The sequence below is a fragment of the Roseixanthobacter finlandensis genome (assembly GCF_043195105.2).
Taxonomy (GTDB): Bacteria; Pseudomonadota; Alphaproteobacteria; order Rhizobiales; family Xanthobacteraceae; genus NCEH01.
The window spans coordinates 1287369-1313529 of record NZ_CM195536.1; the positions used below are offsets into that span (position 1 = coordinate 1287369).

Consider the following 26161-nt stretch of genomic DNA (forward strand, 5'->3'; position numbering starts at 1 on the left):
ACCCACGCGGCTCGCGTCCGGCGCACCTCCCGTGATAGGAGCCGGACGAAGCGACAAAGAAAGAGGCCTCTCATGGCTCAGGACAGAGCATCACTGGGGCAGCGCCGCATCCGCGTTGGCGTTACCGGCATCGGCATCATGGGGTCCAACCATGCCCGCGTGCTGTCCCAATTGCCGGGCGCCGAACTGGTGGCCATCGCCGATCCCGACGCCGGACAGGCGGGCCGGGTCGCCGGCTTCCTCGGCTGCCAGGCGGTGGCGGATCATCATGCGCTGCTGGAACTGGGCCTCGACGCCATCATCGTCGCCGCGCCGACCCATCTGCATCACCCGATCGCGCTGGACATCATCAATGCCGGCACCTCGGTGCTGGTGGAAAAGCCGGTTGCTTCCACCGCCGAGCAGGGCCGCGAGATCATCGCCGCCGCCAAGGCGCGGGGCGTGACGCTGATGGTCGGCCATGTGGAGCGCTTCAATCCCGCCGTGCAGACGGTGAAGGAAGCGATCCGCGGCGAGGACCTGCTCTCCATCGCCATCACCCGCGTCGGCCCGTTCCCGCCGCGTATGTCGAATGTGGGCGTGGTCATTGACCTTGCGGTGCACGACATCGATCTGATTCGCTGGTTCACCGAATCCGACATCGTCGAATTGCAGCCGCAGACCTCCAGCGCCATGGCCGAGCGCGAGGATATCGCGCTGCTGCAATTCCGCACCGCCTCGGGCGTGCTGGCGCACATCAACACCAATTGGCTGACGCCCTTCAAGGCGCGCACGGTGCATGTGGCGACCCGCAAGAAATATGTGATCGGCGATCTGCTGACCCGCCAGGTCACCGAATGCTTCGACTATCGGCCGGACGGCGCCTATTCCATGCGCCACCTGCCGGTGGCCTATTCCGAGCCGCTGCGCACGGAACTGGAGAATTTCCTCCAGGCGGTGCGCACCGGCAATCCGCCGCCGGTCACCGGCGAAGAAGGTGTCGCGAGCCTGGAAATCGCCATCGCCTGCCTCAGCGAGCGCGCGGAAGCGAAGGCGCGCACGGCCCGCCTTCGAGCCGCAGGCTGAATGGCCCCTTTCAAGGACTTATCATGACGTCTCACGTGAAGGCTCAGATGGCACCGATTCCCTTCATCGACCTCGCCGCCCAGCGCCAGCGCATCGGCGCACAGATCGATCAGGCCGTGCAGGGCGTGCTGAATTCCTGCCGCTTCATCAATGGCCCGGAAGTGGCGCTGCTGGAGGAGCGGCTTGCCGCGTTCGCCGGCTCGAAATATGCCGTGGCCTGTTCCAGCGGCACGGATGCGCTGGCGCTGCTGCTGATGGCGTGGGACGTGAAGGCGGGCGATGCCGTGTTCTGCCCCGCCTTCACCTTCTGTGCCACAGCCGAGGTGGTGCCGTGGGTCGGCGCGACGCCGGTGTTCGTGGATGTGAAGGAAGACACCTTCAACATGGACCCGGAGAGCCTGGAACTGGCAATTGATGTCGCCAAGGACCATGGGCTGATCCCCAAGGTGGTGATTCCGGTGGATCTGTTCGGCCAGCCGGCCGATTATGATGCGCTGCTGCCGATCGCCGAGCGGCACGGGCTGAAGGTGCTGGCGGATACCGCCCAGGGCTTCGGCGGCACCTGGAACAACAAGCGCACCGGCAGCATCGGCGACGCCGCCGCGACCTCCTTCTTCCCGGCCAAGCCGCTCGGCTGCTATGGCGACGGCGGCGCCATCTTCACCGATGACGCGGAGCTCGTCACCGTGCTCAAGAGCGTGCGCGAGCACGGGCAGGGCGTGGACAAGTACCAGAACGTGCGCATCGGCATGACCGCGCGGCTCGACACCATCCAAGCGGCGGTGCTGCTGGAGAAGCTCGCCATCTTCGAAGAGGAGATCGCCGCCCGCGAGAAGGTGGCCGCGCGCTACAATGCTGCGCTGGCCGATGTGGCGGTGGTGCCCTTCGTCGATCCGCGCGCGACCTCGGTGTGGGCGCAATATACCATTCGCCTCGCTCCGGGCCGCCGCGATGCGCTGGCCGAAGCCCTGAAGGCGGAAGGCATCCCCACCGCCGTCTATTATCGCATCCCCATGCATCTCCAGCCGGCCTATGGCGCCTATCCGGCGGCGGGCGCGATCCTGCCGGTGGCCGAGACCTTGTGCGAGGAGGTCATCAGCCTGCCGATGCACGCCTATCTCGACGCGGCGACGCAGGACCGCATCATCGCCGCCGTGCGGCGCGCGCTCGCCGAATAAAGCGCGCGCGCCGAATGGCGGGCCACCATAGGCGCCGGGTCCTGTGGCGCTGAAACGGAGCCTGTGGGCGGGCGGCGGCTTTCGCTTATGCTGCGCGGGCGATTCGACGCGACGGGTGCAGGCCCGTCGCGTGCGCACGCAGCCATTGTCCGCCTGTCACGAAAAGCCGGTTCATGTTCCGCAACATCCTTTCCGTCGGCGGGCTGACGCTGCTCTCGCGGCTCGCCGGCTTCGTGCGCGATGTCGTCATGGCGGCCGTGCTGGGCGCCGGGCCGGTGGCGGATGCGTTTCTCGTCGCGTTCCGCCTGCCCAATCATTTCCGCGCCATCTTCGCCGAGGGCGCGTTCAATGCCGCCTTCGTGCCCACCTATGCCCGGCTGAAGGAGCAAGGTGGGATTGCGACCGCGCGCGCCTTCGCCGATGAGATTCTCACCGCCATGGCGCTGGTGCATGGCGTTCTGCTGGCGGGCGCGCTGGCGTTCACGCCCCAGTTCGTGGGCCTGCTGGCTCCCGGCCTTGCCGATGACCCCGAGCGGTTCGCGCTCGCCATCACGCTGACGCGCATCACTTTTCCCTATCTGGCGCTGATCTCGGTGGCGACCTTGATCTCCGGCGCGCTGAATGCGTCCGACCGGTTCGCCATGGCGGCGGCCTCTCCCATCCTGCTGAATGTGTGCATGGTCAGCACGCTGCTGAGCGCGGCGGCGTTTCCCACGGCCGGGCACGCGGCGGCGTGGGGCGTGCTGATCTCGGGCGTCGGGCAGGTGATTCTGGTGGGCTGGGACGCCGAGCGCACGGGCATCGGCCTGCGCTTCGGCCGGCCGCGCCTCGATCCCGGCACGCGGCAATTCCTCAAAGCGCTCGGCCCGGCCATCATCGGATCGGCCGGGGTGCAGATCGCCTTGTTCGCCGACACCATCATCGCCACGTTCTTGCCCACCGGCGCGCTCTCCGCGCTTTATTATGCCGACCGCATCAACCAATTGCCCATCGGCGTGGTGGGCATCGCCATCGGCACGGTGCTGCTGCCCGAGATGTCGCGCCGGCTCGCCGGCGGCGATGATGCGGGGGCCGCCCATGCCCAGGCCCGCTCCATCGAACTGGCGGTGTTGCTGGCGCTGCCGTTCGTAGTGGCGGCGCTGCTGATTCCCGATCTCACCATGCGTGCTTTGTTCGCGCGCGGCGCCTTCACGCGCGGCGATGCGGCGGAGGCGGCCGCCACCTTGCAGGCCTATGGCATCGGGCTGATCGCCTTCGTGGTGGTGCGCGCCTTCATCGCCCCGTTCCACGCGCGGGGCGATACCGCGACCCCCATGAAGGCGGCGCTGCTGGCGGTGGCGATCAATGTGGCGCTGAAATTCGCCCTCATGGGCACGCTGGCGCAGGTGGGGCTGGCGCTCGCGACCGCACTCGGCGGCTGGATCAATCTTGGCCTCTTGATCTGGTTCGCCCGCCGGCGTGGCCTTCCTGTGGGCGATGGAACCTTGCCGGGCAATCTCGTGCGGCTGGCGGTGTGCGGCCTTGTGCTGGCAGGGGTGCTGCTGGGCGCAGGTCCCCTGGCGGCGAAGCTCACGGCGGGATTCGCCTTTGCTCGCGAGGAAGTGATCTTCCTCCTGGTGGTCGGTGCGGGCGGGCTCGCCTATGCGCTTTCCGTTTGGGCAATGCTGGGTCGCCGGTTCCTGCGGGGTCTGGCAGGGCGGCGCGCCACCGATGCCGTGAAAGCCACGCGGCAGCCCGATTGACGCTTTAAAGCGTTTTGCATTGCACATCGCTGTGCTATGCGACCTTCGCTAGTGACGTGGCTCGTCGGTTGCGGAAGGCGCCGCCCGTCATTTCTGACAATCAAGAGGCGCCCCTTGCGGCGCCTGTCGGAGCCTCATTCATGTCCGTATCGGCCCGCCTTCCGCTTGCCGCTCTTTTTGCGTTTGGTTTTGTTCTCGCGGGGTGCAGCCAGCCGCAGCAGCAGGCCGCGCCTCCGCCCCCGGCTGTGACGGTCGCGAAGGCCAAGAGCCAGACCATCACCGATTATGACGAATATGTCGGGCGCTTCGTTGCCATCAACGAGGTGAACGTGCATGCGCGCGTCTCGGGCTATCTCGCGCAGATCCATTTCACCGACGGTCAATTGGTGAAGGAAGGCGACCTGCTGTTCACCATCGACCAGCGGCCGTTCAAGATCGCCCTGGACTCGGCCCAGGCCAATCTGGCGGTCGCGAAGGCCAATCTGGACTTCGCCCAGACAGACCTCGAGCGCGCCCGCACGCTGCTCCAGGACAAAAATTCCAACGCCATTTCCAAGCAGGCGTTCGATCAGCGCACCCAGACCGAACGCACCGCGGCCGCCACGGTGCAGGCGCAGGAAGCCGCCGTCGCCTCGGCCAAGCTCGATCTGGAATTCACCGAACTGCGCGCGCCGGTCGATGGCCGCATCGGCGACCGCCGGGTCTCGGTGGGCAATTACGTGCTCGGCGGCGCCGGCGCCGCGCCCACGCTGCTCGCGATCATCGTCTCCACCGACCCGATCCGCTTCGAATTCACCTTCGACGAAGCCTCGCTCCTGCGCTACCAGCGCCTCAACGAGGGCAAGGCCCTGACCGGCGGGCCGGTGAAGCTGAAGCTGATCGACGACAAGAGCTTCGTGCATGTCGGCAAGATGGACTTCCTGAACAATGTGGTCGATCGCGCCACCGGCACGATCCGCGGCCGCGCGGTGTTCGACAATAAGAACGACCTGTTCCGCCCCGGCATGTTCGCGCGCATCCAGCTGCCCGCCTCGCCGCCCTATCAGGCGCTGACCGTGCCGGATGTCGCGATCGGCAGCGAGCAGCTGCGCAAGTTCGTCTATGTGGTCGGGCCCGAGAATGTGATCCAGCAGAAGTTCGTCGAGATCGGCCAGCTGGAAGGCACGGCGCGGGTCATCAAGTCCGGCCTTACGCCTGAGGATCTGGTGGTGGTGAACGGGCTGATGCGCGTGCGTCCGGGCGTGAAGGTGACGCCGCAGGAAGCCCCGGCGACGCCCGCCGCCGCACCCGCCGCCAATTCAGGTTCAAGCGCCACCACGGCGAAGTGAGGAGAAGACCCCATGCGCTTCTCCCATTTCTTCATCGACCGTCCCATCTTCGCGTCCGTCGTCTCGGTGGTCGTGCTGATTCTCGGCGCGGTGTCCTACCTGCGCCTTCCGGTCGCCCAATATCCCGAAATCGCGCCGCCGGTGATCACCGTGACCGGCCAATATCCCGGCGCCAGCGCCGAGGTGGTGGCCGAGACGGTGGTGACTCCCATCGAGCAGCAGATCAACGGCGTGGAGGGCATGCTCTATGTCTCCTCCAATTCCTCCGCTGACGGCCGCTTCTCGATCTCCGTCACCTTCGACCTCGGCACCAATCTCGACATCGCCCAGGTGCAGGTGCAGAATCGCGTCGCCATCGCCCAGCCGCGCCTGCCGCAGGAAGTGCAGCAGATCGGCATCGTGACGGCGAAGAGCTCGCCCGATCTGATGCTGGTGGTGAGCCTTTATTCGCCCGACGGCTCGCGCGACCCGCTGTTCATCTCCAATGTCGCGAACGTCCAGATCAAGGACGTGCTCTCGCGCATCGACGGCGTCGGCTCGATCACCGTGTTCGGCGCCCGCGACTATGCCATGCAGGTGTGGCTCGACCCGCAGCGGCTCCAGGAATTGAACCTCACCGCAGGCGACGTCGTCACCGCGCTCCAGGCGCAGAACGTGCAGGTGGCCTCCGGCGTGCTGAACCAGCCGCCGGTGCCGCAGCAGCGCGCCTTCCAGATCGCGGTGCGCACGCTCGGGCGCCTGTCCGATCCCGTCCAGTTCGGCAATGTGGTCATCAAGCAGACCAACACCGCGCTCGTGCGGCTGAAGGATGTGGCCCGCGTGGAGATCACCGCGCAGGATTATTCCTCCACCTCGTTCCTCGACCGCGACGTCGCCATCTCACTCGGCGTATTCCAGCGTCCGGGTTCGAACGCGCTGTCCACCGGCAATGCGGTGGTGGCGAAGATGGCGGAGCTGGGCAAGGAGCTGCCCTCGGGCCTGAAATACGCGATCTATTACAACCCCACCGAATTCATCCAGCAGTCGGTCGAGGCAGTCCTCCATACCATCGGCGAAGCCGTGGTGCTGGTGGTGCTGGTGGTGATCCTGTTCCTGCAGACCTGGCGCGCCGCGATCATCCCGATCCTGGCGATCCCGATCTCGCTGGTGGGCACCTTCTTCGTCATGACGCTGTTCGGCTTCTCGCTGAACAATCTGTCGCTGTTCGGCCTGGTGCTCGCCATCGGCATCGTGGTCGACGACGCGATCGTGGTGGTGGAGAATGTGGAGCGCAACATCGAGGCGGGGCTCAGTCCGCGCGATGCCGCTTACAAGACCATGGACGAGGTGGGCGGGGCGCTGGTCGCGATCTCGCTGGTGCTCTCGGCGGTGTTCATTCCCACCGCCTTCATCACCGGCATCTCGGGCCAGTTCTACCGCCAGTTCGCGCTGACCATTGCCGGATCGACCCTGATCTCGCTGCTGGTCTCGCTGACGCTCTCGCCCGCCATGTGCGCGCTGCTGCTGCGGCCGCATGCGCACGCGGATGCGCCGGTTGCCTGGTATGCGCGGCCGGTGGTCGGCTTCTTCCGCATCTTCAACCGCATGTTCGAGAGCTTGGGCAACGGCTATGCCTGGATGACCCGGCGGCTGGTGCGCATCGTCGCGCTGGTGCTGATCGTCTATGTGGGCATCGTCGGCTTCGGTGGCTATCTGTTCGTGACGACGCCCCAGGGCTTCATTCCGCAGCAGGATCGCGGCTATCTGATCGTCGCGGTGCAATTGCCGCCCGGCGCCTCCATGCAGCGCACCGAAGCGGTGATGAAGGCGGCGGCGGATCAGGTGATCGGCACCCCCGGCGTCGGCCATATAATCAACATCGCCGGCTTCTCGGGAGCGACCTTCACCAATGCGCCCAATGCCGGCGCCATGTTCGTGATCCTGGAGCCGTTCTCGGAGCGCGGTGGCGACCCCACCCGCACCGCGACAGCGGTGCAGGGCACCTTGTTCCGCAAGCTCGCCTCGATCCAGGAAGCGCTGCTGATCGTGGTTCAGCCGCCGCCGGTGCAGGGCATCGGCAATGCCGGCGGTTTCCGCATGATGGTGGAGGACCGGATCGGCGCCGGCTATCCGGCGCTCCAGGGCGCGGTCTATGCCATGATGGGCGCTGCGGCCAAGACCCCCGGCCTGATGCAGGTCTATTCGCTGTTCGAGACCTCGACACCGCAGATGTATCTCGACATCGACCGCTCGAAGGCCCAGTTGCTCCAGGTGGACGTGGGCAATGTGTTCGCGGCGCTCCAGACCTATATCGGCTCGAGCTATGTGAACGATTTCAACCTGTTCTCGCGGACCTTCCGCGTTCAGGTCCAGGCCGATGCGCCGTTCCGCCTCGATCCGAAGGACATCCTCGCCATCCGCGTGCGCAATGCGGCGGGCGACACGGTGCCGCTCGGCTCGTTCACGACCATCTCGGACATTTCCGGTCCCTACCGCGTGCCGCGCTACAATCTGTATCCGGCGGCGGAACTCGACGGCAGCCCGGCGCCCGGCTATTCCCAGGGCCAGGCGATGGCGATTATGCAGAAGCTGGCGGCGCAGGTCCTGCCGCAAGGCTTCTCCTATGAATGGACCGCGCTCGCCTATCAGCAGCAGAGGGCCGGAAATACCGCCATCTTCGCGTTCGCGCTCGGCGTGGTGTTCGTGTTCCTGGTGCTGGCGGCACAATATGAGAGCCTGACCTTGCCGCTGGCGGTCATCCTCATCGTGCCCATGTGTCTGGTGGCGGCGCTGCTCGGCGTGATCCTGCGGGGTCAGGACAACAACATCCTCACCCAGGTGGGCTTCATCGTGCTGATAGGCTTGGCGGCGAAAAACGCGATCCTGATCGTCGAGTTCGCCAAGCAGCTGGAAGACCAGGGCCACGGGCGCCAGGAGGCGGCGGTGGAAGCCGCCCGGCTGCGTCTTCGCCCCATCGTGATGACCTCGCTCGCCTTCATCCTCGGCGTCGTGCCGCTGGTGTGGGCGGTCGGCGCCGGCGCGGAATTGCGCCAAGCGCTCGGCACGGCGGTGTTCTCCGGCATGATTGGCGTGACACTGTTCGGCCTCATCTTCACGCCGGTGTTCTATGTGACGGCGCGCTGGCTGGCCGCGCTGGGCCGCAAGCGGGCCAAGGACGGTTCCGGCGATCATCCCGCCGGACCGCATCCGACAGGTGACCATCCCGCTCCGGCGGAATAGAAAGGTGCGCGGCTGAAGCCGCGCGCCCTTCCCATCGAGGGCGTCATCCTCATTGAGAGCGTCATGCACTCTGCCGAAACCGGTCTTCCCTTCGACGATATCCGCCACCTGATCGCGACCCTGCCGGGCCCGGACGAAGCGGCGCGCGACGCCGCCCGCGAACGGCAGGGCCAATTGGTGAAGCCGCCCGGCGCACTCGGGCGGCTGGAGGATATCGCCGCCCATCTCGCCGCCTGGCAGGGCAAGGCCATGCCCACGGCGGACCGGCCCATGGTCGCTGTGTTCGCCGGCACCCATGGCGTGACCGAGCGCGGCGTCTCGCCCTATCCCAATTCCGTCACCAAGCAGATGCTGGACACCTTCACCGCCGGCAAGGCGGCGGTGAACCAGATCTGCGCCACCTTCGATGCCGGGCTGCGGGTGTTCGACCTCGCCCTCGACCTGCCCACCGGCGACATCACCCAGGAAGCGGCCCTGGACGAGCGAGCCTGCGCCGCCACCATGGCGTTCGGCATGCAGGCCATCGCGGGCGGTGCCGACGTGCTGGTGCTGGGCGAAATGGGCATCGGCAACACCACGGTCGCCGCCGCCATCTGCCATGGCCTCTATGGCGGCACGGCGGAGGAATGGGTCGGCGCCGGCACCGGCGCGTCGGGCGAGGTGCTCGCCCGCAAGATCAATGCCGTCCGCGAAGCCGTGGAGTTGCACCGGGCCGCGCTCGACGATCCGCTGGAGGTGCTGCGCCGCCTCGGCGGCCGGGAGCTGGCCGCCATGGCCGGCGCCATCATCTCCGCCCGCCATGAACGGGTGCCGGTGATCCTCGACGGCTATGTGGTGACCGCCGCCGCCGCCGTGCTTCATGCGCTGGACCCGACCGCCCTCGACCATTGCCTCGCCGGCCATGTGTCCGCCGAGCGGGCGCACCGGCAATTGCTGGAAAAGCTGGGTCTGGAGCCGTTGCTCGACCTCGGCATGCGGCTCGGCGAAGGCTCGGGCGGGGCGCTGGCGGTGGGCATCGTGAAGGCGGCGGTCGCCTGCCATCGCGGCATGGCGACGTTTGCCGAAGCGGGCGTCTCCGACAAGGACTAAAGACCGACGGTCCTCGGTCTTCGAAAGGGCGCACCTGGCCGGCTATTCAGCGGCCGGGGCCAGCGCGATCTCCAGCCTTGAAATGCGCTGCGCCTCACTGGCCTCGCGCGCGTCTTCCTGCGCCGACAGCGCGCGGGAGGGCGGGAAGGTCACCTGCGCGCGGGTCCCGCCCGCCGGCCTCGGCTCCAGGGTGAGGCGCGCCCCATGCAGCGCGGCGAGGCCGCGCGCGATGGCGAGCCCCAGCCCGGCGCCGCGCCCGGTGGCAAGATCAAGACGGCTCTCCTTATTGTGCGCCGACAGTTTCAGCGGCAGCTCGGCCGCGCCGATGCCCGGCCCGGTATCCTCAATGGCCAGGAACGGTGCGCCGGTTTCGCTCGTGCCCACGTGGAGGCTCACGGTTCCGCCGGCCGGGGTGAATTTCACCGCATTGGCGAGCAGGTTCAGCGTGATCTGCCGCAACGCCCGCTCGTCCGCCCACAGGCGCGGTGCCGTGGGCGCGGCGACCACGGCGAGGCGCATCGCCTTGCCGTGCGCGGACAGGCGCATCATGTGGGCGCAGTCCGCCGCCAGCGCATCGAGGGCGACCGCCGTCTCCAGCAAGGTGCGATGGCCGGTCTCGATGCGCGCCACGTCCAATATGTCGTCTGCCAGTGCCAGCAGATGGCGGCCCGAGCTGTGGATGTCGCGGGCATAATCGCCATAGGTCGCGACCGCATGGGCGCCGAGCACCTCATCGGCCATCATTTCTGAAAAGCCGATCACCGCGTTCAGCGGGGTGCGTAATTCGTGGCTCATCTCGGCGAGGAAGCGCGACTTGGCCGCGTTTTCCGCCTGCGCATCGGCGATCGCCCGTTCGGCGCGCACAGCCGCTTGCGTCAACCTCGCCAGAGCCCGCGTGCCAGCCCGAAGCGCCTGGCGCAGGCGCAGCCCCTGCCGGGCGGCATCGAGCGCGGGGGGCACGGCAGCGGCCAGGATGAGCGCCACGAATAGGGGCGGGGGCTGGAGGAGGGCCGCGAGCAGAACGAGCCCCAGCGCGGCGCCGGCCGCGATCGCCAGCCGCCCCGCCGCCCGCCGCGCGGCGAACTGGGCCGCGTGCAGATGGCGGGTCGCCTGGGGCAGGTCAGACTGGGGCAGGTCAGACTGGGGAAGGTCGGAGTGCTGAACCTTGCGGAATCCATTCGGCATCCCGGCCCCGGTGGGGCCGAGGGCGGGGCGAGCGCCAGAGCCGAAAAGGCGTTCCATGGCCCGAACCTTCCGCGCACCCGCGGGCAGGTGAGTCTGCCCATGGGAGGTTTCATGATGACTCCTGCGCGAGGAGGGTTAATGAAAGGTTAACGCGGCGGCGCCCCATTGACCATGCGCACGGGAATCGCGTCTTGCACCGCATGCGCCTGCGCGATCTGCTCACTGCCGCTGCCCTTCTGCTGGCTCTCGCCGCCCTCGCGGCCCTGCTGACGCGTGCCGATGAGATCACCGGCCCGGCCTTCGCCGTGGATGGCGACACGCTGCACATCCTGGATCTGCGCGTGCGGCTGGACGGCATCGACGCGCCGGAACTGGCCCAGGCCTGCGGCGCGCCGGGCGCGGCCTGGCCCTGTGGCGCCGAGGCGCGCCGCAGGCTGGAGGATCTCCTCGCGGTGCCGCTGGTCACCTGCCATCTGCGGGGCACCGATGCCTATGGGCGGCGCATCGGCATCTGCACCGCGCGCGGCCGCGACGTGGCGCGCGTGATGGTGGAGGAGGGCCTGGCGCTCGCCCTGTCCGGGCGCACCTACAAGAGCGATCAGGACGCGGCCAAGAGGCAGGGCCTGGGCCTCTGGACCGGGCCGTTCCAGCGCCCGGCGGACTGGCGCGCGGACCATCCGCGCTGATCGTTCACGCGCGCTCTTGACCCGCGCGGTGCCGCGTGGTGACTGCCGCGAGATACCGGAGGCGACGCCATGCAGCTTTACATGACCACGGGTGCACCCAACCCGCGACGGGTCGCCATCTTCCTCGCGGAAAAGGGGATCACGGTCCCCACGGTCGAGGTCAATCTGACCAAGCTTGAGCATTGGCAGGACGAATTCGTGAAGCTGCATCCGCGCCGCCGGGTGCCGGTTCTGGAGCTCGATGACGGCACGGTGATCGCCGAGACCATCGCCATCTGCCGCTATTTCGAGGCGGTGCAGGGCGAACCGCGCCTGTTCGGCACCACGCCGACCCAACAGGGCGTGGTCGAGATGTGGCAGCGCATGGTGGAGATTGAACTTCTCATGGCGATCCAGTTCGCCTTCCGCCATCTGCACCCCCGCATGGCGGAGCGCGAGCAGCCCCAGGTCAAGGAATGGGGCGAGGCCAACAAGCCCAAGGTGCGCGACTTCCTGAATTTTCTCGATGGCCAGCTGGATAGCGCCCCGTTCGTGGCCGGGGGAAGCTTCAGCGTCGCCGACATCACCGCCTTCGTGGCGATGGACTTCGCCGCAAATGCACGGATCGAAATTCCGGACGAGTTGAAGAACATCGCCCGCTGGCGGGCAGAGATGGCCGAGCGGCCGGGCTTCAAGGCCTGAACCACCCTTCCGCCGGCAAGATGCCATCCCCATGTGAAGCGGCCGCCGGTGTGGCGGTGGCTTCAACTGGGCCGGCGCGTGTCGATGGTGAAGGCTGAGATCGGGACGGACATCGGCGCGGCCGCCGGAACGGGTCCCGCCCGGAGCGAGGATCTCGCCGCGCTGGTGGCCGATATCCGCGCCTGCCGCGCTTGCGTGGAGGCGCCGTTGGGGACGCCGCTGCCCCATGCGCCGCGCCCGGTGCTCCGCGTGTCGCCGACCGCGCGGATCCTGGTGGCGAGCCAGGCGCCGGGCACCAAGGTACATCTCTCCGGCCTGCCGTTCACCGATGCCTCGGGTGATAGGCTGCGCGCCTGGATGGGCGTGAGCGCGGACGAATTCTACGATGTGGCGCGCATCGCCATCGCCCCCATGGGCTTCTGCTTTCCCGGCCAGGATTCGGCCGGGGGCGACCTGCCGCCGCGCCGGGAATGCGCGCGTTTGTGGCATGACCGGCTGTTTGCCGCCTTGCCGCAGTTCGACATCGTGCTGACCATCGGCCGGCCGGCGCAGGCCTATCATTTTCGCCGCCTTGGCCTTGGCGATCTGCTTGGCTCCAGCCTGACGCAGACGGTGGAGAACTGGCGCGCGGTGCGGGCGGCGGCGGGGCGGCCGCGCCTCTATGCCTTGCCCCATCCCTCCTGGCGTAACACCGGTTGGCTGAAGCGCCACCCCTGGTTCGAGGCCGAGGTCCTGCCGGAGCTGCGCGCCGACGTGCGCCGCGCCCTGTCCGCCGCCTGAGGGCAGCCGCTCCCGCGCGCGCTTCCGCATCTTTCCGGCGGCGGCACCTTGTGCCAAGCCTTGCCTCCCGCCACCTGATGCTTTACCGCCCCGACGTGAATGCGCGGCGGTCACCCGGCTTGCGGGTGTCGGTCCATGAAGGAGACGCGGAATGTCCGACGTGACGGAAGCCGAGGTTCGGGCAACGCTCGCTCAGGTTCGCACCCCTGAAGGCGTGCCGCTGTCCGCCTCGCCCGCCCTGTCGGGCGTCGTCGTCACCTCCGGCAAGGTCTATCTTTCCATCAATGTGGACGCGGCGCAGGCCCGCGCCTGGGAGAGCGTGCGCATCGCCGCCGAGACTGCGGTGAAGGCGCTGCCGGGGGTCGCCTCGGCTTTGGTGGCGCTGACCGCCGAGCGCAAGATGGGCGCGCGTCCCGCCGGCGCGCCGCCGGCCGGCCCGGGCCACAGCCATGGCGCACCGGGCGGGGCGCCCCCGCCCGCGCGCGCCATCGAGGTGCCGGGCGTCGCCGCAATCATCGCGGTCGCCTCCGGCAAGGGCGGGGTGGGCAAGTCCACGGTCGCCATCAATCTGGCGCTCGGCCTGCGCGATCTCGGCTTGAAGGTCGGCCTGCTGGATGCCGACATCTACGGCCCCTCGGTGCCACGCCTGTCCGGCGTGCACGGCAAGCCGGAGCTGGTGGACGGGCGCACCATGCTGCCACTGGAGAATTTCGGCCTCCAGCTCATGTCCATCGGCTTTATGGTGGAGGAGGACACCCCCATGATCTGGCGCGGGCCGATGGTGATGTCGGCCCTCTCCCAGATGCTGCGGGAAGTGAAATGGGGTCCGCTCGACGTGCTGGTGGTGGACATGCCGCCCGGCACCGGGGACGCGCAGCTCACCATGGCGCAGCAGGTGAATCTGGCCGGCGCGGTGATCGTCTCCACGCCGCAGGATCTGGCGCTGATCGACGCGCGGCGCGGCATCGCCATGTTCAACCGCGTGAACGTGCCGATTCTCGGGGTGGTCGAGAACATGTCCTATTTCCTGTGCCCCCATTGCGGCGAGCGCTCGGACATTTTCGGCCATGGCGGGGCGCGGGACGAGGCCAAGAAGATGAACGTGCCGTTTCTCGGCGCGATCCCCCTGCATATGCGCATTCGCGAGATGTCCGACGCCGGCGTGCCGATCCTGGTCAGCGACCCGCAGAGCCCGCAGGCGGAGACCTATCGCGAGATCGCCCGCAATGTGCGCGCCTCCATGGAGCGCACCAGCGCCGGCGCGCGCAAGGCCCCGAAAATCGTGATCGAATAGATCACATCAGCGGGATGACGTTGCGGCATCTGCGAATTTTCTTCCTCGCGCCGGTCGCCAAGGTGGGGTTGCATCCGTTAGAAGAAAGTCGCGGATGACCCCGCGACACTTTGGTCTTACGCAGGTGGTCATAAAAGAATTTCAGGGAGTGCAATCAATGAAACGCCGTGAGTTCCTCACCGCCGCCGGCGCGGGTGTCGCCGCTTCCACCGCCATCGCCATGCCGGCGATCGCCCAGACGATGCCCGAAGTGAAGTGGCGCTGCACCTCGTCCTTCCCGAAGTCCCTCGATACCATCTACGGCGCCGCCGAGCTGATGGCAAAATCGGTGGCGGAAGCGACCGACGGCAAGTTCCAGATCCAGGTGTTCGCTGCCGGCGAAATCGTGCCCGGCCTGCAGGCGCTCGACGCCACGCAGAACAAGACCGTCGAGATGTGCCACACGGCCTCTTATTATTATGTCGGCAAGGATCCCACCTTCGCGTTCGGCTCGGCCTTTCCGTTCGGCCTCAACGCCCGCATGATCAATGCCTGGTTCTACCATGGCGGCGGCCTTGAGCTGCTCAACGAATTCTACAAGAAGTATAACGTCTACATGCTCCCGGGCGGCAATACCGGCGGGCAGATGGGCGGCTGGTTCCGTAAGGAAATCAAGACCGTCCAGGACCTCCAGGGTCTGAAGATGCGCATCGCCGGCATCGCCGGCCAGATCATGGCCAAGCTCGGCGTCGTGCCGCAGCAGCTGGCTGGCGGCGACATCTATCCCGCGCTGGAAAAGGGCACCATCGACGCCGCCGAATGGGTCGGCCCCTATGACGACGAGAAGCTCGGCCTCCAGAAGGTCGCGCAGTATTATTACTATCCCGGCTGGTGGGAAGGCTGCGCCTCGCTGACCTTCTTCTACAATATGGAAAAGTGGAACGAACTGCCGAAGAATTACCAGGCGGTTCTGCGCTCCACCGCCGCCCAGGCCAACCTGGACATGCTGGCCAATTACGATGCCAAGAACCCCAAGGCGGTTCAGAGCCTCGTCAAGGCCGGCGCCCAGCTGCGTCGCTTCCCCAACGAGATGATGGACGCCTGCTATAAGGCCGCCCAGGAACTCTATGAGGAAATCGGCGCCAAGAACCCGGACTTCAAGAAAGTCCACGATCACGCCAAGGCATTCCGCAACGAGGAATATCTGTGGTGGCAGATCGTCGAATACACCTATGACGATTACATGGTGCGCGCCCGCACCCGCGGCTGATAAAAACTTATTATATCGACGCGAGAACGCCCGGAATGCAGCGCATTCCGGGCGTTTTTATTTAGCGATTTTTATGCCGCTCAGCGGGTGGCGCCCGGCGTCGCCTGGGTGCGGCCGCCTTCCTGCGCCGGACCCTTGTGCGGATCCTGACCGGCGGCAGTGCCGCTGCGCGGGGTGATCGAGCCGGTGCTGTCGGTGACGCCGCCATTGGTGCTGCTGCCGCCGGGGGTCGCCTGGGTGCGGCCGCCCTGCTGCGCAGGGCCGGAATGGGGATCACCGGCGGTCGTGCCCGAGCGCGGGGTGGGCGCGGCGGCCTTGTCATTGGGGGCGATCACGCCGGAACCGCTGGCACCGGGAGTCGCCTGCGTCCGGCCACCTTCCTGGGCCGGTCCCTTGTGCGGATCCTGGCCGGCTGCGGTGCCGCTCATCTGGGCGGAGGCGCCGATGGTCGAGAAGGCCAGGAACGCTGCCGTGGCCAGAGTGAGTTTACGCATGCTGTGTTCTCCTTAAGTGAACTCCCACTGCGCACCCAACGCGAGCCTCGTTAAGTTGGTTCAATCACACAAAGTTTGAGCGCGGGCATGGCGCTAGACGGGAACCGGTCCGCTGCTGCTTGATCTCGCTTGCCCGCCCGCCTAGTGTCCGCGCGCGTTCCTGAGGGGAGCGCCTCGCGTGCTCAAAGGCCGCGGTGCGGGGCGGGAAGCGGCGGGGCCGCCGCCCGCAATCCGCGCCGCCGCCGCAGTCAGAACGATGCCATGATCGATCCCGCGCTTCCGTCCCATATGCGGCCCGACCGGTCCTTCCAGGGCCTCCTGCTGGCGCTCCAGCGGTTCTGGGCGGACCAGGGCTGCGTGGTGCTCCAGCCTTATGACATGGAAGTGGGAGCCGGCACCTTCCATCCCGCCACCACGCTACGGGCGCTCGGCCCCAAGCATTGGCGCGCCGCCTATGTGCAGCCCTCGCGCCGCCCCAAGGACGGGCGCTATGGCGAGAACCCCAACCGGCTGCAGCATTATTACCAGTTCCAGGTGATCCTGAAGCCGTCGCCGGACGATCTCCAGGACCTCTATCTGCGCTCGCTCGCCGCCATCGGCATCGACACGGCCCTGCACGACGTGCGCTTCGTGGAGGACGATTGGGAGAGCCCGACGCTCGGCGCCTGGGGCCTTGGATGGGAATGCTGGTGCGATGGGATGGAAGTCTCCCAATTCACCTATTTCCAGCAGGTCGCGGGCTTTGAATGTTCGCCGGTTTCGGGCGAGCTGACCTATGGGCTGGAGCGCCTCGCCATGTATGTGCAGGGCGTCGAGAATGTCTACGACCTGAATTTCAACGGCCGCGAGGGGGCCGAGAAGACCACTTATGGCGACGTGTTCCTGCAGGCGGAAAAGGAATATTCGCGCCATAATTTCGAACATGCCGACACCGACATGCTGTTCGAGCAGTTCAGGATGGCGGAAGCGGCCTGCGCGAAATATCTCGCGGCCGGAGACGCCGGCGCGCGCCATCTGATGGCCCAGCCGGCCTATGACCAGTGCATCAAGGCCTCGCACGTGTTCAATTTGCTGGATGCGCGCGGCGTGATCTCGGTCACCGAGCGGCAGAGCTATATCCTGCGGGTGCGTGAACTCGCCAAGGGTTGCGGCGCGGCCTGGCTGAAAACCGAAGCCGGCGGCGCTACCAGCTGAGGCGATGTGCAAGGAGGTCCCAGGAGCCGCGCGCCGCGGCCCTGCCGGCGCGGGTCCATCTCGACGCGATCCGCGAAACCCTCTAGGCAACAGCCAGACCTGACTTCACTCCAGAAGGCGCCCGCGCGCCGCCCCCCGTCCCGCGGGAGGATGAGCCAAAGCCAATGCCCGATCTGCTCCTTGAACTGTTCAGCGAAGAAATCCCGGCCCGCATGCAGGCGCAGGCGGCCGAAGCGCTTCGCAAGCTCGTCACCGACGCCCTGGTGGAACGCGGCCTGCTCTATGAGGGTGCGAAAGCCTTCGTGACGCCGCGCCGGCTCGCGCTCGCGGTCCACGGCCTGCCGGGGCGTCAGAGCGATACGCGCGAGGAGAAGAAGGGGCCGCGCGTCGGCGCGCCGGAGGGGGCGATCCAGGGCTTCCTGAAGAGCGCGGGCCTTGCCTCCATCGACCAGGCGAGCATCCAGAGCGACCCCAAGAAGGGTGATTTCTACGTCGCGGTGGTGGAGCGGCCGGGCCGCCCGACAACCGAGGTAATCGCCGAGATCGTGCCGCAGATCGTGCGCAGCTTCCCGTGGCCGAAGTCCATGCGCTGGGGCTCGGGCAGCCTGCGCTGGGTGCGGCCGCTGCACTCCATCCTGTGCACCTTCGGCACCGAGGTGGAAGATCCCGAGGTGATTGCATTCGAGATCGACGGCATCGTCTCCTCCGACATCACCTACGGCCATCGCTTCCTGGCGCCGGCGCCCATCAAGGTGCGGCGGCTGGAGGATTATCTGGCCAAGCTGGAGGCGGCCAAAGTGGTCGTCGACCGCGACCGCCGCAAGGATATCATCCTCGCCGACGCGAAGGACCTCGCCTTGGTCCACGGGCTCGACCTGGTGGAAGACGATGCGCTGCTGGAGGAAGTAGCGGGGCTGGTGGAATGGCCCGTCGTTCTCATCGGCGCGTTCGAGGAGGAGTTCCTCTCGATCCCCGACGAGGTGATCCGCGCCACCATCCGCGCCAACCAGAAGTGCTTCGTGCTGAAGGACCCGAAGACCGGGCGCCTCGCCAACCGCTTCATCCTGATCTCCAATATCGCCGCGAGCGACGGCGGCGCGCAGATCGTCGCCGGCAACGGGCGAGTGATCCGCGCCCGCCTGTCGGACGCGAAATTCTTCTGGGACACGGACCGCAAGGGCACGCTGGAAGGCCGGCTCGGCAAGTTCGATTCCGTCACCTTCCATGAGAAGCTCGGCAGCCAGGGCGCGCGCATCACGCGCATCGCTCGCCTCGCGCAGGAGATCGCGCCGCTGGTCGGCGCCGATCCCGCGCTTGCCGCGCGCGCCGCGCTGGTGGCGAAGGCCGACCTGCTGACCGAGGTGGTGGGCGAGTTCCCCGAGCTTCAGGGCCTGATGGGCCGCTATTATGCGGAGGGCGAGGGCCTGCCGGCCGAGATCGCCGCCGCAAGCGAGGATCATTACAAGCCGCAGGGTCCCTCCGATCGCGTGCCCACCGCGCCGGTGTCCATCGCCGTCGCGCTGGCGGACAAGATCGACACGCTGGTCGGCTTCTGGGTGATCGACGAGAAGCCGACGGGCTCGAAGGATCCCTACGCGCTGCGCCGCGCTGCGCTCGGCGTGATCCGCATCGTGCTCGACAATAATCTGCGCCTGCCTTTGCTGCCGCTGCTGGTCTCGGCGACGCGTCCGATTCTTGGCGAGGCGCATTATGCCAGCCATCCGCACGATGTGTTCCACGTGGGTGCGCTGGCCGACAAAATGGTCAGCGACCTGCTCCAGGGCCTTGCCCGGCGGCTTCTGAAGCTGGCGCCCGGCGCGGACCTGCCAGCCATCGAGCGGGCCGAAGGGCAGACCCTGTCCGGCGACGTGGCGCGCGACCTGCTCGCCTTTTTCGCCGAGCGGCTGAAGGTGCACATGCGCGAGCGCGGCGCCCGCCACGATCTGGTGGACGCGGTGTTCGGCCTTGAGAACCAGGACGATCTTCTGCTGATCGTACGCCGTGTGGAGGCGCTCCAGCGCTTTCTGGAAACCGAGGACGGCAAGACCCTGCTGGCCGGCTATCGGCGCGCGGTCAATATTCTGCGCATCGAGGAGAAGAAGGACGGCGAGCGCTATGAGGGGCCGGCGGATGCCCGCTTCCTGGTGGAGCCGGCCGAGGAACGCCTCGCGGCCATGATCGAGACCGTCAAGCCCCAGGTGGTGGAAGCGGTGGCGCGGGAAGATTACGCGGCCGCCATGGCGGCGCTCGCCCATCTGCGCGGGCCGGTTGATACCTTCTTCGAGGCGGTGACGGTGAATGCGAGCGAGCCGCAATTGCGCATCAACCGTCTGAAGCTGCTGGATGAGATCCGCGCCTCCACGCGCGCAATCGCCGATTTCGACCGGATCGAGGGATAATTCCCCGCCCGCCGCGCGGCGGGCATCCTCCAATACCATCGGACGCCGCCGTGCCTTGCGTAAAGCGAGAGCGCGGCGGTTGCCGTTTTGCCGGGTTTGTTTCGGTTCGTCTTTCCGCGCCTGGATGAGCCTGCGTTTTCGTTTCCAGTTATCGTGGGCGGTAATGGCAATTGCGCGAGTATGACTTGCGCATTTACATATAAGTTATAGGTTTTAACTCGCGTTAATAGAAGTAAATAACACCTTTTTATTGTCCTTTAGGGAAATCTTCATCGCCACCTGTCACAGTCGCCCAGGGTTGGGTTGAGTAATGGGTGAGCGTAGCAATGACCGATGCCTATCGGCCTAGGGTGAAATACGTGATCGGGCCCGATGGGAGCCCGTTGACCATCGCGGATCTGCCGCCGCCGGACACTCGACGTTGGGTGATACGGCGCAAGGCGGAAGTGGTGGCGGCGGTGCGCGGCGGGCTCATCAGTCTGGAAGAGGCGTGCAAGCGCTATACGCTCACGGTGGACGAGTTCCTGTCGTGGCAGGCCTCCATCGACCAGCACGGCTTGCCCGGTCTGCGCACCACGCGCATCCAGCATTATCGCAATTAAAGCCGGCCGGTGGGCCGGGCTTCGCCGCGCGGCCGGGTCAGGCCGGCGCGTGCGCGGCGATGAAATCGGTGAGGCGTGTGCCGCATTCCGCCGGCGGCCCGACATTCTCAAGCAGGAGATCGGGCTGAAGGTCGATCTGCGGCGCCCGCTCCAGGCGCTCGCGGATATCGTCCTCCGCTTCCCGCCCGCGCAGGGCGAGGCGGGCGGCGCGCACCGCGACCGGCGCGCTCACATGCACCACGAACAGGCGTGAAAAGCGTTTGCGCGCCCCCGGCAAGGTGGCGCGTGAGCCGTTGGCCACCACCACGTCGCCCGCGCGCACCTGCGCCGTCACTTCCGCCCCGAGGGCGTAGGAGAGGCCGTGCGCCTGCCAGGAGAGCGCGAATTCTCCCTGTCGCGCGGCGAAATCCGCAACGCTCAAGGTGCCGTGTTCCTCGCCCGCACCTGCCGGGCGGGTCACCAGCCGGCGCGCGAAATGCACCCGCGCATTGTCGCTCAGGCGCGCCCGCGCAAAGTCCAGCAGCGTGTCCTTGCCGGCGCCGGACGGGCCGACCACCAGGATCAGCGCTCCGGGACCGAACGGCGGCGCCGTCTCGACGATCGCGTCCTGCATCAGGCTCATGCCACGCGCCGCCCCTCACGCCACACGGCGGTGGCGACCGGTAGTTCGCCCGCGAGGCGCACCCGCACCAGATCCGCCCGCTTGCCCGGCGCGATCTCGCCGCGATCGGTGAGGCTTGCCGCGGCGGCGGGCGTGCGGGTGACCATGGCGACGGCGTGCGGCAAGGTGATCTGGCTTTCGCGCTGGGTCAAATCGAAGGCGGCCCACAACAGGCTGGACGGCACATAATCCGACGACAGGATATCGAGCAAGCCCGCCTGCGCCAGCGACTGGGCCGAGACGTTGCCGGTGTGGGAACCGCCGCGCACCAGATTGGGCGCGCCCATCAGCACGCGAATGCCGGCGGCATGGGAGAGGTGAGCGGCCTCGTGGGTGGTGGGGAATTCGGCGATGGCCACGCCGTCGCCGATGGCATCCGCCACATGGGCGTCGGTGCCATCGTCATGGGAGGCCAGCACGATTCCCCGATCCCGCGCGATGGCAACGAGGCTTGCCCGGTTCTCGCGCGAGAAGCGGTCGTGAAACTCCAGGCGGGCTTTGACGATGACGTCCATCTCGTCGTCGGTGATGCCGCTCTTCTTCTTATAATAGCTGCGGAATTGGTCGATGGTGGCGAACTGGCGCTGGCCCGGGGTGTGGTCCATCAGCGAGATCAGGCGCACGTCGTGCGCGTCCATGATCGCCTGTGCTTCCTCCACCACCGTATCGGTCGCGACTTCGCAGCGCAGGTGGATGAGATGATCGGCGCGCAGGGCGCCGGCGGCGCGGGCCTCGGAGAGTGCGGTGGCGAGCAAAGGTGCATCGCCATCCATGCCCACGGCGCGCCGGTCAGGCCATACTCGGAGCGAATCGAACACGGTGGTGATGCCCGAGGCGGCGATCTGCGCATCATGGGCGAGCACCGCCGCCACCGGGTTCCAGCGCACCTTGGGACGGGGCGCGAGATGGCCTTCCACATGGTCCGTGTGGAGTTCCACCAAGCCCGGCAGCAGATAATCACCCGCGAGATCCTCGGCGCCATCAGGCACCGCGCCGGTTCCGATTTCGACGATCCGCCCGTCGCGCACGCGCACATGGCCGTTCAGGACCTCGTCGGCCAGAACGATACGGGCATTGGCGAAAACGCTCTCGCCGGTGGAATGAGCGGACATGGCAAAGCCTTTTCATCGCATCGCCGCGCGCGGAGGCGCACCCCGGCAGCCGGCGAAAGGGGAGGCCGCGCCTAATGCGCGGCGGAAAAACCGGAAACGTCCACGACCTGGTCGGCCACCGCCTCGCGCACCTCGCCATCATGGAAGATGCCGAGCATGCCGACCCCGGCCGCCTTCTTCTCGCGGATCAGCTCGATCACCACCGCGCGGTTGGCTGCGTCGAGGGAGGCCGTGGGCTCGTCCAGCAGCAAGAGGTCCTGGGCGCCGATGAAGCCGCGGGCGATGTTCACCCGCTGCTGCTCGCCGCCGGAAAAGGTCGCGGGCGGCAGGCCCCAGAGGCGCTCGGGCAGATTGAGCCGGGCGAGCAAGGTGCTTGCCCGCGCCAGGGCGGCGGTTGCCTCCACGCCCTCGGCGCGTAGCGGCTCCGCCACCACGTCGAGCGTGGAGACGCGGGGAATGACGCGCAGGAACTGGCTGACATAGCCAATGCGCTCGCGCCGCAGGCGCAGCATCCGGCGCGGCGCGGCGCGGGCCACGTCCACCTGCTCGGCGCCGTCGGCGATCAGGATTTCGCCGGCATCGGTGCGGTAATTGCCGAACACCATCTTCAGGATGGAGCTTTTGCCGGCGCCCGAGGGACCACCGAGGGCGACGCAGGTGCCGGCGCGCACCTCGAAGCTCACGCCTTCCACCACCGGCAGGCGCATGCCCTCGCGCAGATGCAGGGTGAAGGCCTTGGAAAGGCCGCGCACCTGCAGGAGGGGGATGGCGGACGCATGCACGCCACCAGCGGCCGGCGTGAGGGAGATATGGGTGTTCATGGCAGTGACCCCTTATGCCGCCAGCACCGAGGAGACGAGCAGTTGGGTATAGGGCTCGCGCGGGTCGTCGAGCACCTGGTCCGTCAGCCCCTCCTCGATCACCCGGCCGTGGCGCATCACCAGGATGCGATGGGAGAGCAGGCGCGCGACCGCCAGATCATGGGTGACGATGATCACCGCGAGGCCGAGGTCGGCCACCAGCGAGCGCACGAGGTCCAGCAGGCGCGCCTGCACGGACACGTCCAGGCCCCCGGTGGGCTCGTCCATGAACACGAGGCGCGGGCGGGTGACGAGATTGCGGGCGATCTGCAACCGCTGGCGCATGCCGCCGGAGAAGGTGCGCGGATCGTCGTCCATGCGGTCGCGGGCGATCTCGACACGGTCGAGCCAGTCGCCGGCCTCGTCGCGGATCTCGCCATAATGGCGCCAGCCGACCGCCATCAGCCGTTCGCCCACATTGCCGCCGGCCGAGACCGCCATGCGCAGCCCCTGTTCGGCATGCTGGCGCACGAACCCCCAGTCGGTGCGCAGCAACAGCCGCCGCTCGGCTTCGGACAGATCGGCAAGGTCGCGCATCACGCCGTCGCGCATGCGGTAGGAGACGGTGCCTGCACTCGGGTCCAATTCGGTGGAGAGCAGGCCGAGCAGCGTGGACTTGCCCGAGCCGGATTCCCCAACGATGGCCACCACCTCGCCCGCATGGACGTCGAGGTCCACATCGCGGCAGCCGAGGCGGGCGCCGTAGAATTTCGTCAGGCCGCGCGCGGACAGCAGCGGCTGATCGTCGTCGGCAAGGGCGCTCATGCATCTTCTCCCGCAAGCTCGATATGGAAGCTGAGGCCGTGGCGCGCAAAGCCGAGCTGCTCGTAGAAGGCGTGGGCGCGCGTGCGCTTCTGGTTGGAGGAGAGGACCAGCTTGTAGCAGCCCTTTTCCGCCGCATAGGCCATGGCGACGCGCATCATTTCCCGGCCGATGCCGGCGCCCTGCATGTCGGGCGCGACAACCACATCCTCGACGATCGCCGAGGGGGCGCCGAGATGGCCGAGATTGATCATGATCAGCAGCGCGAAGGTGCCGACCACCACGCCGCCGGCCTCCGCGACATAGAGCTTGTAGTCGGGATAATCGGCGAAGCGGCGGAACAGGGTCTTTGCTTCGTCGAGGGTCAGCATGGCGCCGTCGTCCATGCCCGGCTGGGCATAGAGCGCCAGCACGGCCGGCAGGTCCGCTTCGTCCGCGTGGCGAACCGTGAGGGTGGGAGCGGCGAGCACGCTCATGCGGCATCCTCCGCGGACGCGCCCTGCGTCGGCACGCCGTCCACGGGCACGCTCTCCACGGGCACGCCGAGTTCGCCCACATGGCCTTGCTCGCGCCGCTCGGCGCAATAGTCGGTGTCCGAGCACACGAACATGCGCCCGCCCTTGTCGTCGAGCACCACTTCGTCGAGATAGACCCCCCTCGCGCCGCAGAGCGCGCAGGGTTTCGCGAAATGCTGCACCTCGAAGGGGTGGTCCTTGAAATCCAGCGACACCACGCGGGTGTGCGGGGGAAGCGCATAAATGCGCTGCTCGCGCCCGGCGCCGAAGAGCTGGAGTGCCGGACTGTCGTTCAGCTTGGGATTGTCGAATTTCGGGATCGGCGAGGGGTCCATCACATAGCGGCCCGACACCGACACCGGATAGGCATAGGTGGTGGCGATATGGCCGTGGCGGGCGATGTCCTCATAGAGCTTCACATGCATGAGGCCGTAATCGGCGAGGCCATGCAGCTTGCGGGTCTCGCTCTCGCGCGGCTCCAAAAACCGCAGCGGCTCGGGGATCGGCACCTGATAGACCAGCACCTGCCCGGCGTGGAGCGGGGCTTCCGGCACGCGATGGCGGGTCTGGATGATGGTCGCATCCTGCGTGCGGGTGGTGGTGGCGACCCCAGCCGTGGTCTCGAAGAAGCCGCGGATGGCGACCGCATTGGTGGTGTCGTCCGAGCCCTGGTCGATTACCTTCAGCACGTCGTCCGGACCGAGGATCGAGGCGGTGACCTGCACGCCGCCGGTGCCCCACCCATAGGGCATGGGCATCTCGCGGCTGGCGAACGGCACCTGATAGCCGGGAATCGCGATGGCTTTCAGGATCGCCCGGCGGATCATCCGCTTGGTCTGTTCGTCCAGATAGGCGAAATTATAGGTGATGGCCGGCATCTGGCTCATTCCGCCGCCTCCGCATGTTCGCCCTTGTCGCCGGCGGGCTGGTCGCCGACGGGCTGGCCGTCGGCGTCCCGGTCGTTGTCGGGCTGGTTGTGGGATGCGCGCATGCGGCGCACCAGGTCCAGCTCGGCCTGGAAATCCACATAATGCGGCAGCTTCAGGTGCTCGACGAAGCCGGTCGCCTGGACGTTGTCGGAATGGGAGAGCACGAATTCCGCATCCTGGGCGGGGGCGGATTTCTCCTCGCCCAGTTCGGCATGGCGCAAGGCGCGCTCCACCAGGGCCATGGACATGGCCTTGCGCTCGCTCTGGCCGAACACGAGGCCATAGCCGCGCGTGAATTGCGGCGGCACCTGCGCCGAGCCGTGGAATTGCGTCACCATCTGGCATTCGGTGAGGCGGATTTCGCCGAGCGGAACGGCAAAGCCCAGTTCCTCCACGAACATGCTCACCTCCACCTCGCCGATGCGCACCTCGCCGACGAACGGATGGGTCCGGGCATAGCCGCGCTGGGTGGAATAGCCGAGCGCCAGCAGGAAGCCTTCATCGCCCCGCGCGAGATTTTGCAGGCGCACCGAACGGTCGGCCGGGAAGGCGAGCGGGGCGCGGGTGATGTCGCCGGGCTCGGTGCCGTCGTCCGGCGGAGAGGCCTCGATCAGCCCTTCGTCGCCGAGCAGGTCGGTCACGCGCGCCATCGCCACCGGCGGATCGGCCGGCGTCACCCGGGGCGCATCCTGCCGTGCGGCGGGCGTGCTTTCGGCCGGGGCGGCGGCGAAGGTGGCGAGGCTTGGATCCAATAGGCGGTGGGTATAGTCGAAGGTCGGCCCCAGCACCTGCCCGCCGGGCAGGTCCTTGAAGGTGGCCGAGACGCGGCGGCGCACGCGCATGGCGCCGGTTTCCACCGGCTGGGCATAGCCGAAGCGCGGCAGGGTGGTGCGGAACGCGCGCACCAGGAAGATCGCCTCGATCATGTCGCCTCGCGCCTGCTTGAGAGCGAGCGCGGCGAGGCTGCGATCATAGAGGCAGCCCTCGGCCATGATGCGGTCCACGGCGAGGGTGAGCTGTTCGGCGATCTGGTCGATGCCGATTTCCGGCACGCCGGGATTGCCGCGCCGGGTCTCGGCAAGCAGGGCATGGGCGTTGCGGATGGCGGTCTCGCCGCCCTTTACGGCCACATACATG

Annotated in this window: 23 protein-coding genes; 14 read left to right on the top strand and 9 right to left on the bottom strand. The window is 67.5% G+C overall.

Annotation, left to right across the window (positions count from 1 at the left end):
- Nucleotides 1-72: 72 nt before the first annotated feature.
- The 6 genes from V5G24_RS06035 (at nt 73) to cobT (ending at nt 9621) form a co-directional block, all read left to right on the top strand.
- A complete protein-coding gene (locus tag V5G24_RS06035) occupies nt 73-1065 on the top strand; it encodes a Gfo/Idh/MocA family protein (protein ID WP_394086002.1) in 993 nt (330 codons plus the stop codon).
- Nucleotides 1066-1088: 23 nt separating this feature from the next.
- Complete coding sequence (locus V5G24_RS06040; RefSeq protein ID WP_394086003.1) at nt 1089-2243, top strand: DegT/DnrJ/EryC1/StrS family aminotransferase; 1155 nt, start codon at nt 1089-1091, stop codon at nt 2241-2243.
- 173 nt (nt 2244-2416) lie between these two features.
- Entirely contained in the window at nt 2417-3985 is a 1569-nt protein-coding gene (gene murJ / locus V5G24_RS06045; RefSeq protein WP_394086004.1) for a murein biosynthesis integral membrane protein MurJ, read from the top strand.
- Between the two features lie 140 nt (nt 3986-4125).
- The gene (locus V5G24_RS06050; RefSeq protein ID WP_394086005.1) at nt 4126-5313 is read left to right on the top strand and encodes an efflux RND transporter periplasmic adaptor subunit; all 1188 of its coding nucleotides are present in this window, start codon (nt 4126-4128) and stop codon (nt 5311-5313) included.
- Nucleotides 5314-5325: 12 nt separating this feature from the next.
- Entirely contained in the window at nt 5326-8532 is a 3207-nt protein-coding gene (locus V5G24_RS06055) for an efflux RND transporter permease subunit (RefSeq protein WP_394086006.1), read from the top strand.
- Nucleotides 8533-8595: 63 nt separating this feature from the next.
- Nucleotides 8596-9621, top strand: a complete 1026-nt coding sequence (cobT, locus tag V5G24_RS06060; RefSeq protein WP_394086007.1) for a nicotinate-nucleotide--dimethylbenzimidazole phosphoribosyltransferase — start codon at nt 8596-8598, stop codon at nt 9619-9621.
- 42 nt (nt 9622-9663) lie between these two features.
- Here the strand turns inward: cobT and V5G24_RS06065 are convergent, their stop codons facing one another.
- Nucleotides 9664-10863 carry a sensor histidine kinase gene (locus tag V5G24_RS06065; protein WP_394086009.1) on the bottom strand — a complete coding sequence of 400 codons (1200 nt, stop codon included), beginning with the start codon at nt 10861-10863 and terminating at the stop codon, nt 9664-9666.
- A gap of 143 nt (nt 10864-11006) precedes the next feature.
- Here V5G24_RS06065 and V5G24_RS06070 point away from each other — a divergent pair, with 143 nt between their 5' ends.
- The 5 genes from V5G24_RS06070 (at nt 11007) to V5G24_RS06090 (ending at nt 15496) form a co-directional block, all read left to right on the top strand.
- The gene (locus tag V5G24_RS06070; protein WP_394086044.1) at nt 11007-11492 is read left to right on the top strand and encodes a thermonuclease family protein; all 486 of its coding nucleotides are present in this window, start codon (nt 11007-11009) and stop codon (nt 11490-11492) included.
- A 69-nt stretch (nt 11493-11561) separates the two neighbouring features.
- Nucleotides 11562-12173, top strand: a complete 612-nt coding sequence (locus V5G24_RS06075) for a glutathione S-transferase family protein (protein WP_394086010.1) — start codon at nt 11562-11564, stop codon at nt 12171-12173.
- An 84-nt stretch (nt 12174-12257) separates the two neighbouring features.
- Complete coding sequence (locus tag V5G24_RS06080; RefSeq protein WP_394086011.1) at nt 12258-12953, top strand: uracil-DNA glycosylase family protein; 696 nt, start codon at nt 12258-12260, stop codon at nt 12951-12953.
- Nucleotides 12954-13104: 151 nt separating this feature from the next.
- Entirely contained in the window at nt 13105-14247 is a 1143-nt protein-coding gene (locus tag V5G24_RS06085) for an Mrp/NBP35 family ATP-binding protein (RefSeq protein WP_394086012.1), read from the top strand.
- A 157-nt stretch (nt 14248-14404) separates the two neighbouring features.
- Nucleotides 14405-15496, top strand: a complete 1092-nt coding sequence (locus tag V5G24_RS06090) for a TRAP transporter substrate-binding protein (RefSeq protein ID WP_394086013.1) — start codon at nt 14405-14407, stop codon at nt 15494-15496.
- Nucleotides 15497-15576: 80 nt separating this feature from the next.
- Here the strand turns inward: V5G24_RS06090 and V5G24_RS06095 are convergent, their stop codons facing one another.
- Complete coding sequence (locus V5G24_RS06095; RefSeq protein ID WP_394086014.1) at nt 15577-15990, bottom strand: hypothetical protein; 414 nt, start codon at nt 15988-15990, stop codon at nt 15577-15579.
- Between the two features lie 261 nt (nt 15991-16251).
- On the opposite strand from V5G24_RS06095, the gene V5G24_RS06100 reads away from it, so the two are divergent.
- From V5G24_RS06100 to sciP, 3 genes are all read left to right on the top strand, one after another.
- The gene (locus V5G24_RS06100) at nt 16252-17184 is read left to right on the top strand and encodes a glycine--tRNA ligase subunit alpha (protein WP_394086015.1); all 933 of its coding nucleotides are present in this window, start codon (nt 16252-16254) and stop codon (nt 17182-17184) included.
- 164 nt (nt 17185-17348) lie between these two features.
- A complete protein-coding gene (gene glyS, locus V5G24_RS06105) occupies nt 17349-19583 on the top strand; it encodes a glycine--tRNA ligase subunit beta (RefSeq protein WP_394086017.1) in 2235 nt (744 codons plus the stop codon).
- Nucleotides 19584-19909: 326 nt separating this feature from the next.
- A complete protein-coding gene (gene sciP, locus V5G24_RS06110; RefSeq protein ID WP_348847339.1) occupies nt 19910-20185 on the top strand; it encodes a CtrA inhibitor SciP in 276 nt (91 codons plus the stop codon).
- Nucleotides 20186-20222: 37 nt separating this feature from the next.
- On the opposite strand, the gene phnN is transcribed toward sciP, so the two are convergent.
- The 7 genes from phnN to V5G24_RS06145 all read right to left on the bottom strand — a co-directional run bounded on the left by phnN (nt 20223) and on the right by V5G24_RS06145 (nt 26160).
- A complete protein-coding gene (gene phnN / locus V5G24_RS06115) occupies nt 20223-20807 on the bottom strand; it encodes a phosphonate metabolism protein/1,5-bisphosphokinase (PRPP-forming) PhnN (RefSeq protein WP_394086018.1) in 585 nt (194 codons plus the stop codon).
- Nucleotides 20804-21958, bottom strand: coding sequence for an alpha-D-ribose 1-methylphosphonate 5-triphosphate diphosphatase (locus V5G24_RS06120; protein ID WP_394086019.1), 1155 nt, complete (start codon nt 21956-21958; stop codon nt 20804-20806). The genes phnN and V5G24_RS06120 overlap by 4 nt, the downstream gene beginning before the upstream one ends.
- A 71-nt stretch (nt 21959-22029) precedes the next feature.
- Nucleotides 22030-22779, bottom strand: a complete 750-nt coding sequence (gene phnL, locus V5G24_RS06125; protein WP_394086021.1) for a phosphonate C-P lyase system protein PhnL — start codon at nt 22777-22779, stop codon at nt 22030-22032.
- 12 nt (nt 22780-22791) lie between these two features.
- Nucleotides 22792-23583 carry a phosphonate C-P lyase system protein PhnK gene (phnK, locus tag V5G24_RS06130; protein WP_394086022.1) on the bottom strand — a complete coding sequence of 264 codons (792 nt, stop codon included), beginning with the start codon at nt 23581-23583 and terminating at the stop codon, nt 22792-22794.
- Nucleotides 23580-24056, bottom strand: coding sequence for a GNAT family N-acetyltransferase (locus V5G24_RS06135; RefSeq protein WP_394086023.1), 477 nt, complete (start codon nt 24054-24056; stop codon nt 23580-23582). The genes phnK and V5G24_RS06135 overlap by 4 nt, the downstream gene beginning before the upstream one ends.
- A complete protein-coding gene (locus V5G24_RS06140; protein ID WP_394086045.1) occupies nt 24053-24973 on the bottom strand; it encodes an alpha-D-ribose 1-methylphosphonate 5-phosphate C-P-lyase PhnJ in 921 nt (306 codons plus the stop codon). Before V5G24_RS06140 ends, V5G24_RS06135 begins: the two co-directional genes overlap by 4 nt.
- A 5-nt stretch (nt 24974-24978) precedes the next feature.
- Nucleotides 24979-26160, bottom strand: a complete 1182-nt coding sequence (locus V5G24_RS06145; protein WP_394086024.1) for a carbon-phosphorus lyase complex subunit — start codon at nt 26158-26160, stop codon at nt 24979-24981.
- Between the last annotated feature and the right edge of the window lies 1 nt (nt 26161).